Source organism: Ruegeria atlantica, from assembly GCF_001458195.1.
GTDB lineage: Bacteria > Pseudomonadota > Alphaproteobacteria > Rhodobacterales > Rhodobacteraceae > Ruegeria > Ruegeria atlantica.
Genome location: NZ_CYPU01000042.1, coordinates 21,595 through 32,800, shown reverse-complemented (window position 1 = coordinate 32,800; position 11,206 = coordinate 21,595). Strand labels below are relative to the sequence as shown.

Genomic DNA, 11,206 nt, shown 5'->3' with positions numbered 1-11,206 from the left:
AGTATTCAGTCTCCGAAGCCGGAACGTTATGTTCCGTGAAGTTCTGATCAGCATTTGTGTACGCTAAAGAGTGCTGCGTTGGGCGAGTGCCGTATCTGCCAAGAAGCAACGAATATGCGGATCGCGTTGTGGACGATGCCGTCGCGGTCTGGTCTAACTTGCTTCAATATCAGGCCTCGCGCTTCACAGCGCTCTAATCCAAGACTTCTTGTAGTACCTCACCGCTCGCACCATTAGGACGTGCCGTGCTTAACAATGCAGACAGTGTGGATGCGAGAGCAGTCGTGCAAACCCGGCGTGCGACCCGTTGCGGTTTTAAGTTCGAGCCAGCAAAGATAATCGGCACATGTGTGTCACCGCGCCACGGCGACCCGTGGGTGGATGTAACGGACAGACCATCGAAGTCTGCGATGAACCAGCCGGGCTTGAAGACTACGTATATGTTCCCGGATCGGGTCGGATGATAGTTGTTGCGGATCAGGCGCATGATGTCGGTATCGGGCAGGAGGTTTGCTTCGATAGCCGTACTGGGGACGGCGAATGCCACATCGGGAAAGGATAGAAGCTCTTCTGCAATAGCTGACTCCAGCGTGGGTAAATCAATATCACGGCGAGCCAATACTTCGGGGGCGATATTGAGATAGGGGTGATTATAACCCTCAAGCAATTTCCCGGTGATCCCAAACCGCTCCTTAAGCCTGACTATCTGTTCCGTCGGGTCCCATGTGTCCGGAGCAACAAGGCCAGTTTGGATGCCAACACTCTCCAAATAGCCCGGCGCATCGGTGGTGCCGTGGTCCGCCGATAGAACAATCAAAACGTTTTCCAGCCCAATCCGTTCGTCGATAAACGCGAAGAGATTCATGAGAGTCTGATCGAGGCGGTATATCGTGTCCTCGGCTTCAAGACTGGAGGGGCCAAACACATGGTTGACGTAATCCATGGACGAGAAGCTAATCGCCAGATAATCCGTTACCGCGTCTTGCCCGATATCCTCGGCATCAATCAATCGTTTGGCAAATTGCGCCGTCAGATCGTCGCCAGCGGGACTAAGCGTTAAAAAGGTCGTAAAGTAGGGATTTTCTAGTGGGTCAAACCCATTTTGCGTCGAAGAGTAGCGATGAGGAAAGGTTATGCCGAACCCGGCGACATCCGTCTCCCATGGTTGGTTGTCACGGTCGCCAAAGAGATAGGTTTCCTTTGGGTGCATCAATTCCCAAGAGGTTCCTTCAAATGAGGCACTCGGCGATGCGTCATTCCAGACAGAAACCCAATCAGGGTATTTGTCGTAATAATACGAGCTTGTGACAAAACGATTTGCGGCTTTCGAGAACCAGAAGGCTTTGCCGCTTTGTCCCGCCATTGTAATAGCCCCACGGTCTTTGATTGAAACTCCAAAGACCTTGGCCGCACCAGCAGTGGAAGCGTTTAATTCGTCCGAAAGCGTCGTAACAAGCATAGCGCGTGGTGACCGCCCATCTGTGCCAGCTGCCGCCTGTGTTGGGTCAATTTCAATATCGTCATTGACGCCAGCGCCATCTCCAAGAAGCGGAGCGGTGCTGTCTTCAACGTTGTAAACAACGCGGTCCAAGGTTCTGTCGAACCATATGTTTCCGATCATCCCGTGCACTGCCGGTGTTGCCCCGGTCGCCAAGGTGGCGTGCCCGACAACAGTCTCTGTATTGGCATGGCAATGATGGGCGTCCAGATAGTGTACACCGTTTTCTAGTAAATACTTAAGGCCACCCTCCCCAAGATTCTCAAAGTAGCGTGTCGGCAGATCGCCCCGAAACGCGTCAACGGTCAGCTGCAAAACGAGACGAGGAGGTTCTTGTGCGTACGCAGGAGCGACTGCAACCAACCACAAAGACAAACAAGCTCTCAGTGTTTTGGTCATAGTGTTTCCTTTCGCTGTATTGCGCAGCAGGTTGGCGGCGACCGCAATTGCGCGCTAGAACAACCCGTTTCAATACCAAACTGATAACAAAAACGCTTCAAGTCTACTTCTTCCGACCTATCGCGAAAGAACCTGCAACACCCAAAACGTTGTTCATACAAACGATTGCTTGGAACTGAGGTGCCCGGTTCGGTTTTGATCCAAAACAAGGCTTTGAGTCTTTTGAGACACTAAACTCTGCGCCAGAAACCCTGTTTCAGGTGAAACGCTATGACCAAAAACCTATCGGTTTTTCTTATTTTGGCTGGTTTAGTAGTTGCTGGTGCGTTGCTGTATATCGTTGTTGCCGAGGATGGCGATGAATTGCCGGTCGGGTTTGTGCAAGGAAACGGACGGGTTGAAGCGGAACAAGTCGAAATAGCACCAACTAGTGCAGGACGGGTTGCGAAGGTAACGGCAACAGAGGGCAGTATGGTTGCAACCGGTCAAATCCTGGCCGAAATGGACATAGACGAGCTATCTGCCGCTCTGGACCGGGCTAGAGCCGAAGTAGCCTTGGCAAATCAGACAAGGGCCGAAGCAGATGCGCTCGTTGTGCAACGCGAAAGCGAACAGCGCAGGGCTGAGCAAGAGCTTGATCGTGCCACGGCGTTGCTGGCAGGACAAAATATCTCCAAAACTATTTTTGAAGATCGCGATACCACTCATAAGGTTGCTACAGCAGTATTGGGCGCCGCCAAAGCCCGAGTTGCAACCGCAGAAAGCCGTATTGCTGCCGCTGAGGCGGAAGTGCGCAGGATTGAGGCACAGATTGAAGACAGCGCTCTAGTGGCACCTTTGCCCGGACGCGTGCTTTACCGGCTCGCAGAACCCGGAGAGGTGGTTGGCGCGGGCGAACCAATCCTAACTATTCTTGGCCTTGAGAATGTTTACATGGAAGTTTTTCTTCCGGCGCGTGAGGCTGGACTTTTGCCCATTGGAGCTGAGGCTCGCATCGTGCTCGACGCTTTGCCGGAATATGCGATACCTGCATACGTGAGCTTTGTTTCTCCCGAGGCACAATTCACCCCCAAACAGGTCGAGACCCTGGATGAGCGAGAGCAACTGGTTTTTCGCGTTCGCGTCCGTATCCCAATAGACTTGGTTGAAAGTCGGATTGAGCACGTCAAAACCGGTCTGCGCGGTGTCGCGGTGATCCGGCTGAACCCAGCCGCTGCTTGGCCTGAGGCGCTTGAACAACGCATCCCAGAAGAGCTGTTCGAATGAGAGTAGAGGATGACGCCTGCGATATTCACATTTCAGGTGTTACGCACCGTTATCGCAAGCATGTTGCATTGGATTCAGTTTCGTTGGAACTGCCAGGCGGCCAGCTCGTTGGCTTTATCGGGCCGGATGGGGTGGGAAAGTCTACACTGCTTGGTTTGATCACCGGCGCAAAGAAACTGCAATCCGGCAATATCGACGTTTTAGGCGGCCCGATTGGCGATTCTGGCCATCGACACAGCGTTTGCCCAGCCATCGCTTTCATGCCGCAAGGGCTGGGTCGAAACCTGTATCCGGAGCTGTCTGTACGCGAGAACCTCGAGTTCTTCTCAGGTCTCTTTGCTCAAGGGCATTCAGAGCGGGATGACCGTATAGCAGCGCTATTGGCTGCGACAGGGCTTGCGCAGTTTGAAGACCGTCTGATGGGCAAACTCTCGGGTGGAATGAAGCAAAAACTAGGCCTTTGCTGTGCTTTAATCCATGACCCCAAACTTTTGGTTTTGGATGAGCCAACGACCGGGGTCGACCCGTTGTCGCGTCGGCAATTCTGGGCTTTGATTGACGCAATCCGAGAAAAAAACCCTGAACTGTCGGTGTTAGTGTCGACGGCGTACATGGAAGAAGCCGACGGGTTTGACCGGATTGTCGCGATGGACGCGGGTCAAGTCATCTTTCAGGGGAAGCCCGCCGAATTGAAAGGGAGTGATGTCGACCTCGAAATTGCATATCGGCGTCTGAGAGCACGGGAGTTGCCCGTCGAACCGGCGGGGAAAAACGAGAAGAATGAACAGATAGAAGCAAGCCCAGTGATAGTTGCGCGTGGACTGACACGACGCTTTGGTGATTTCACGGCCGTAGACAACGTCGACTTCACAATCAATCGCGGAGAGATATTCGGGTTTCTAGGATCAAACGGTTGCGGCAAGTCCACGACAATGAAGATGTTGACTGGCTTGTTACCTTCCAGCTCAGGTGAAGCACTGCTGTTTGGCAACCCTGTCGATGCATATGACCGAAAAATGAGGCGTGAAATAGGCTACATGAGCCAGGCCTTTTCCTTGTATGGCGAGTTGTCGGTCAATCAGAACCTACAATTGCATGCGCGGATATTTGCAATTGCCGACCGTGAACAACGTGTTTCGGAGCTCACTGAGCGCTTTGGGCTCGAGGAGCACCGGCATACGTTGGCGACGGCACTGCCCCTAGGGATCAAACAGCGACTTTCGCTAGCCGTAGCGGTGATCCACCGTCCGCGGGTGCTAATACTCGACGAACCAACATCCGGTGTGGATCCAGAGGCACGCGATTCTTTCTGGGACTTGTTGATAGAGCTGTCGCGAAATGAGTCGGTAACGATCTTTGTATCCACTCATTTCATGGGTGAGGCGGAACGCTGTGATCGCGTTTCTTTTATGCATGCTGGTAGAGTTCTAGCGGAAGGTACTCCGGCTGAACTGATCGCTGTTGAAGGGGCGGAGAACCTTGAAGACGCGTTCATTTCGATATTGGAAGCAGCAGAAAAACCAGTCTCTGTTGTCGCGCCAGAGGTGGGTTTTGGGACCAGATCCCATGCCCGGGGAGGAGCGTTTTCTCGTGTATTGGCTTATGCGCGGCGCGAAACCGTTGAAGTAGCTCGCGACCCAGTGCGTCTGGCTTTCGCGTTTCTGGGTTCTGCTATTCTAATGTTAGTTTTTTGCTTTGGAATTACGCTGGATATCGATGAGCTTGAATTCGCGGTACTTGACCTTTCTCAGGGGCCGGAGAGTCGTGCTTATTCGGCTGAATTCGCCGGATCGTCCTACTTTAAAGCCACATCGCCGCTGCAAAGCGCTCGCGAAGGGCGCGACCGTCTAGTGGCAGGTGAGGTCTCTCTGGTTGTTGAGTTGCCACCTGACTTTGACCGAAAGATGAGTACGGGTGAACCGACCGAGATACTTGCAACTGTAGACGGCGCTATCCCATTTAAGGGTGAGACGGTTGAAGGTTATGTTTCCGGATTGCACCAATCATTTCTCGCGGAATATGCCCTTAACAATGGCAAAAGCCAGATAGATATCGCCAGGATCGAACCCCGGTTTCGCTACAATCAGAGCTTTGAAAGCATCGCCGCGATGGCTCCGGCAATGCCTGCTATCTTACTGATTATGTTGCCAGCTGTTTTGACTGCCGTAAGCGTAGCAAAGGAACGAGAGCTGGGGTCAGTTGTCAATTTCTACGTGACACCAACCACGCGGCTTGAATTTCTAGTCGGCAAACAAATTCCGTACATTTTGATCGCCTACGCAAACTTTCTGCTTTTGGCCGGAATGACCGTTTTTCTTTTCGGGGTGCCGTTAAAAGGAAATCCTTTCCCTTTGGCTGTTGGTGCCCTTCTTTACGTTTGGGCAACGACATCCTACGGGCTGTTGATCGCTACAATGACATCCAGTCAGGTGGCCGCGACATTTGCAACTGCCATCGCCTCAGTTGTCCCAACAATCCAGTTCTCAGGCCTGTTGCAACCTGTTTCAACGCTTGAAGGAGGCGCACAAGTGGTGGGCTCACTTTGGCCTTCCTCATATTTCCTACACCTAAACGTTGGTGCCTTCACTAAAGGTTTGGGTTGGGAGGCCCTTGCGCCGGACATTCTGGCCCTCGCCTGCTTCGGACCAGTTCTGACACTGATCGCAGCCCTATGTCTTCTGGCGCAGGAGAAGTGAATGCAGCGCTTCTACTGCATATTCTGGCTAGGTTTGAAGGAAGTGATGAGCCTGCGCCGTGATTGGGTGATGATGGCATTATTGGTTTGGTCTTTCACGCTGGCCCCAATCATGGAAGCAACGGGAGTGGCAAGTTCTGTAAACAACGCCTCGATAGCGTTTGCGGATGAAGACGACTCGCCACTTTCTCGAGCACTTGCCACAGCGTTTTTCCCACCAGAGTTCCAACCGGTCGTCCAAATCGAACCCGGAAAAGGACCTGCTTACATGGATGCTGGGCGCTTTATTTTCGTTGTGGCTGTGCCCCCCGGATTCGAAAGGGATCTGCGCGCAGGACGCAGTCCGGAGATTCAAGTTCTTATTGACGCAACCGCAATGGAACAGGCCGGTATTGGTGCAAACTACATCACCAGTATCTTGAACGCTGAAATACATCGTTATGCAATTGGTATCGATCTAGTTGATGCTCCCTCAATCAGTGTCATTCTAAGAAGCGCCTTCAACCCAAATCGAGATACTGTACGTTTTGCTGGTATCGTTGCTTTGATTGGCCAGATCATGTGGCTCACAACTATTTTGACCGGAGCTGCGATGATCAGAGAACGAGAGCACGGGACTATTGAACATCTCCTTGCCATGCCGCTTGCTCCTTTTGACATTGCCATTGCCAAAATTTGGGCGAATGCAGCAGTGGTTTTGGTCGCCGCTGGTCTTTCACTAACCTTTGTGATGCAGGGTTCTTTGGGCATCAGTATCGCTGGATCCAAGATGTTGTTTTTGGTTGGCACGGCGTTGTTTCTTTTTACTGCGACGGCGCTTGGGGTGTTTCTGGCAACCATCGCGCGCTCTATGGCGCAGTTCGCGCTTCTGGTCATGTTGATTGTGCTGCCAATGCTAATGCTGTCAGGTGGGGAAACCCCAATTGAAGGTCAGCCGGCTTGGTTGCAGGCAGGTACTTTGGTTCTGCCGTCACGCCACTACATGTCAGCAAGTCAGGCTATTGTTTTCAAAGGCGCTGGTATTGAAACTGTCTGGCCGGAATTCGTTTGGATGACGTTGTTAGGAATTGCTTTGTTACTAATGAGCCTACGGCTTTTTCGGCGTTCTCTTGCTCAGATCAGCTAGCGCTCCAATCTGTTGGCTTTGACAGATTGGAGCGCTAGCTGATCTGCCTCTGAAGACAGTTTGGAAATGCGCGTCCCTACAATCTTTTTTATGTCGCCAAAGTACTAGTTGGCTGCCTGCGAGAAGGCCGACTTGGCCGCATTACATTGAAAGGGATCTACTACAACCTCGCAATTGAGGTGTGTTGTTCGGTTTTGGGTTGAATCATTCTAGTCAAAATGCACTATTGATTGAGTTTTGGTGCGTTCAAGTTGATCGAGCCACACTACGACAATCGAAAATTGAGCGCGAATGGTGAACCGCGCAAACTTATGGGCAATTGCTGTGCAAAATTATGGGCGACGGCACCCAGATTTTTTGAATAAAATCAATGAGAGGAATGCAGCGTTATGCGCGTCCCTACAGATTTTGTAGGTTTGCGCATAACACTTCGCGCACCCCATAAGTTTGCGTAGTTCGCCCATAGTTTTGCGCTGCGCGTTTGTCTGCATTAGCGACGAATTCAATCAGTTTATGGCTTAGTCGTCGCGGTTATGGCCCTTTGCATTGCTCAATCCCACAAAGGGCCTCCCTAAGGAACCTTGGATTCTCGCGAAGGTCTGCGATGCGCAGAAAGCTGACTTTGCAAAGTCTAGCTTGAGCCCAAAACGGAAGTGCACTGAATTAAACGAAATTGGCTTTCGCCGCTTTCAGAAAAAAGGGTTATGAGTTTCCTTCTTTAATTCGAAGTATCCCAAATCATACCTAGGTAGGAGGAGTTACCATGAAGACAGCGGTTGTGACCGGCGCCGCGGGAGGGATGGGGCAGGCCATCTGCCGCCAATTGCAGACAAACGGATTGCATGTGATTGGTCTGGACCTCAAAGAAGAGCGTCTGAACGAACTGGCATCAGAATTTAGTTCGGACTTCACACCTATTTACGTTGACTTAACTGATCCTATGGCCGTGGCTCAAACGTTTGAGCGCATTAGGACAGCCCATGGAGGTCTGGATGCTTTGGTAAACAACGCTGGCACCTGCTTTATGTCTGACTTCCCGCACATTCCGCCCGAGGAGCTCGAAAAGCAGATGGCAATCAACTTTAATTCTGCATTCCATTGTTGCCAGCAAGCGGTCCAATTGATGTTAGAACGCGAAGGCATCAAAAAGATTGTAAATATCTCATCGAACGGTGCTTACAATTTCGATGTGTTCGACCCTCCGCACTACCGCGCGTCAAAAGCAGCGATGGATACCCTTACAAAAGACCTCGCCCGTCGATACGCACAGGATAAAATCTGTGTAAATTCTCTGGCACCTGCCATGACTGAGACACCGTTGTTCAATGTCTTGACCGAGGAAGTCTTGAAGAAAGCCGTTAGTGCCATGCCACATGGTCATGCGATGCTACCTGAGCAAATCGCCTCTTGGGTTGGTTTTCTCATTTCACCGGCAGGGGATGTTTCCAGTGGGAATGTGATTATTCTGAACCAAGGGCGCGACGTCAGATAATTCTTTGGTGCGACATCACTTTCCGGAAAAATGGTCCAAGGGGTGGGATCAGCTGTAGACTTCTGGTGCTTTCTTCAGAACAGCCCACTGCTTTGGACAATGCCCATAGATTACAAAGGCATCACGCTCGGATGCCAGAAGCATCAACCTGTCTGCGCTGGCAATTGCTGCATCTTCGTCCCAAGACCCGGCAAACTTCTCGTCGATTTCTGCTGGTCGGGAAATCGCATCACTGGTCAATAAAATCGCCCCCGACGGAAGATCGACCATTACCGCGATCTGGCCAGGCGCATGACCGGGTGCCATCAAAACGAAGATACCCGGCCCAATCTCTACGTCGTCATCAATAACCAGGTAATCCTGCTCGGGCCATTCCATCGGCCGCATATCGCCCCAATACAAGGGGCGAGGTAAGGCTCGCTCGGCAGAGGAGATGAGAATGGGACTGTTTGGAAAGTCGCCCAATGCACCGATATGGTCGATATGGGAGTGCGTACAAATCTGTAATGTAATGTCTGACGGAATAAGCCCGAGTTTTGCCAGCTGTGCGCGTGGCAGATTATCTGGTTCGCACTTCAGAACCTCGCCAAACTCGAACAATCGATCTTCTTTGACCGCGGCGTTGGTATCAATGGCGTATTTTTCAGGAAATCCAGTGTCGATGAGTATTGCTTCTCCCAAATCTGTTCGGATCAGAAACCCGCAGATACCTATGATGCGGCCAGTGGAATGGACCTTGAACAGCCCGTAGTCCAAAACCACAAGGTCAATCGGTCGCCCTTTGACAAATCCCTCTGCTTGCACAGACTCTCTCCCTGATTGACTACAAAGATTTTGAGTAGAGCATGAAAGTCAAGATACACACACTTTTTCAATACCTACTGGATACCAGGGAAGCGGATCCAGAAGCTTTCGTTGGGTTTTCCTTGTCCGAGTCGCCGCGTTTGGGTGAGTTCATGGATGCGCTGGATCCAGCGCTGCCGTTGGATTGGAACCAAAAGAGCTTTCGGGGTCTACCTGCTTTACGACGGCATGTTTTGGACCGCGCCGGCTTGTCTGATGTTTGCAAGCCAGACAACGTTTTGATCACCGCCGGCGCCGCGGAAGCCAATTATCTTGCATTCATGCAATTGGTCCAACCGGGCGACGAAGTCGTAACGGAACGCCCGGGCTGGCCACAAGCGGGCGTATTGGCAGAGGCAGTTGGCGCGACGCTAAAAGTTGTCGACCGCGAAGAGAGTGCTGGTTGGGTATTGCCGCTCGACAAAGTTGAGGCCGCAGTAACAGCGCGCACGCGGCTCATCTTTATGACCAACCCCAGTAACCCCACCGGGCAGTTGATGACACAAGCAGAGATGGAAAGGCTTGTCCAAATCGCAGATCGCGTAGGTGCATGGATGGTTGTTGACGAGGTTTACGCGGGATTGGAGTGGGACGGGTCCCGTGCCCCTTCGATTGCTGGTTTGTATCCAAGGGGTATCACGACGGGCAGCGTTTCCAAGGCACTGGGGCTCCAGGGGCTACGCACCGGCTGGATGATATACCGTGATTCAGATCTCATTTGGGACGCTATTATTCTGCGGGAAAACTCGAGCGAAATTATGAATATTCTTGGCGAAGTCATCGCCGAAATCGCCTTGAGGTCTGACCGATATAATCAGGCTTTGAAAACTGCACGGGCAGCTGGGATGAAAATGCTGGAACGCCTGGATAGGTTTGTTGCCGATCAGCCCAACCTCGATTGGGTCAAACCTCAGGCTGGATTAGTTGGTTTGGCACGGCTCGATGGGATTGATGGCGACGTGTTCGCCAAACGCTTGCTCGCCGATCCCTATCGGACATTTCTACTACCGGGTTCGTCTTACGGGATGCAGAACCACATCCGACTGGGTGTGGGGGGAGGTGCTGCTGCCAACCTCGACCTTGGCCTAGAGCGCATGGGCGAACTATTGGCAAACTGGTAGATTTAGGACACTCATTTCGACGGTTCGGGCTGCAAAGTCGGTCAAATAACGTTGCCCGTCCCAAGCTGACACTAAGCCCAATTTTGGTGCAAGTTCACCTGCCATACGCTGAAAGCTCTATCGCTAGAATAACGCTGTCGGCGCGCTAGTTCGAAGATGGAACAACTGATTCATACCCAAGGTTCGAAATGACAGGTTGGACAACTGCAAACGTCCAAGAATATCCGCGACCACCTGCGCTGCGGGCAGTGCCTCATCGAGTGCGGATCGAGCTCGGCAATCAAACAATCGTGGAAACCGATCAGGCGTTTCAGGTTCTCGAAACCCACCACGCCCCCACGTATTATATTCCGCCGCAAGCCATTGATGCCGTTCTGACAAAGGCCTCGGGTAGATCATTTTGCGAGTGGAAGGGTGTTGCGAGCGACTGGGACGTTCAGAGCGGGGCAGCTGCGGCTAAGAAAGCTGCGTGGAGTTATGCTGCACCAACCATCAAATTTGAACGGATTAAGGGCTATCTCGCCTTTTACGCCGGACTTATGGACGCTTGTTTTGTTGGTGAGTACCGGGTGATCCCGCAACCCGGGGACTTCTATGGAGGTTGGGTCACCGAAAACTTGAAGGGTCGCATAAAAGGCGCTCCGGGCACGGAATTTTGGTGAGTATTGATGACCGACCCTAAATCCTCACCAACCCCTTTGGCAGTTCCTACAAGCCGTTTGGTCCGTGTTGCCGGTTTAAGCAGCATGACGGCAGGCATTGCGGG

At 52.1% G+C, this 11,206-nt stretch carries 8 protein-coding genes; 6 read left to right on the top strand and 2 right to left on the bottom strand.

Annotated features, from left to right (window positions below; translation table 11 throughout):
* Positions 1–193: 193 nt before the first annotated feature.
* Positions 194–1,897 (bottom strand): alkaline phosphatase family protein, encoded by a 1,704-nt coding sequence (locus RUA4292_RS14490; RefSeq protein WP_058278257.1) that lies wholly within the window; start codon positions 1,895–1,897, stop codon positions 194–196.
* 270 nt (positions 1,898–2,167) lie between these two features.
* On the opposite strand from RUA4292_RS14490, the gene RUA4292_RS14485 reads away from it, so the two are divergent.
* From RUA4292_RS14485 to RUA4292_RS14470, 4 genes are all read left to right on the top strand, one after another.
* A complete protein-coding gene (locus tag RUA4292_RS14485; protein ID WP_058278256.1) occupies positions 2,168–3,163 on the top strand; it encodes an HlyD family secretion protein in 996 nt (331 codons plus the stop codon).
* Complete coding sequence (rbbA, locus tag RUA4292_RS14480; protein ID WP_058278255.1) at positions 3,160–5,859, top strand: ribosome-associated ATPase/putative transporter RbbA; 2,700 nt, start codon at positions 3,160–3,162, stop codon at positions 5,857–5,859. Before RUA4292_RS14485 ends, rbbA begins: the two co-directional genes overlap by 4 nt.
* Entirely contained in the window at positions 5,860–6,984 is a 1,125-nt protein-coding gene (locus RUA4292_RS14475) for an ABC transporter permease (protein WP_058278254.1), read from the top strand.
* 763 nt (positions 6,985–7,747) lie between these two features.
* Positions 7,748–8,476 carry an SDR family NAD(P)-dependent oxidoreductase gene (locus RUA4292_RS14470; RefSeq protein WP_058278253.1) on the top strand — a complete coding sequence of 243 codons (729 nt, stop codon included), beginning with the start codon at positions 7,748–7,750 and terminating at the stop codon, positions 8,474–8,476.
* A 48-nt stretch (positions 8,477–8,524) separates the two neighbouring features.
* Here the strand turns inward: RUA4292_RS14470 and RUA4292_RS14465 are convergent, their stop codons facing one another.
* On the bottom strand, positions 8,525–9,280 hold the full coding sequence (locus RUA4292_RS14465; RefSeq protein WP_058278252.1) for an N-acyl homoserine lactonase family protein: 756 nt from the start codon (positions 9,278–9,280) through the stop codon (positions 8,525–8,527).
* Positions 9,281–9,321: 41 nt separating this feature from the next.
* Between RUA4292_RS14465 and RUA4292_RS14460 the strand changes: the two genes are divergently transcribed.
* Both RUA4292_RS14460 and RUA4292_RS14455 read left to right on the top strand, forming a co-directional pair.
* Positions 9,322–10,440, top strand: coding sequence for a pyridoxal phosphate-dependent aminotransferase (locus RUA4292_RS14460; RefSeq protein ID WP_058278251.1), 1,119 nt, complete (start codon positions 9,322–9,324; stop codon positions 10,438–10,440).
* Positions 10,441–10,628: 188 nt separating this feature from the next.
* On the top strand, positions 10,629–11,102 hold the full coding sequence (locus RUA4292_RS14455) for a DUF427 domain-containing protein (RefSeq protein ID WP_058278250.1): 474 nt from the start codon (positions 10,629–10,631) through the stop codon (positions 11,100–11,102).
* Positions 11,103–11,206 lie beyond the last annotated feature (104 nt).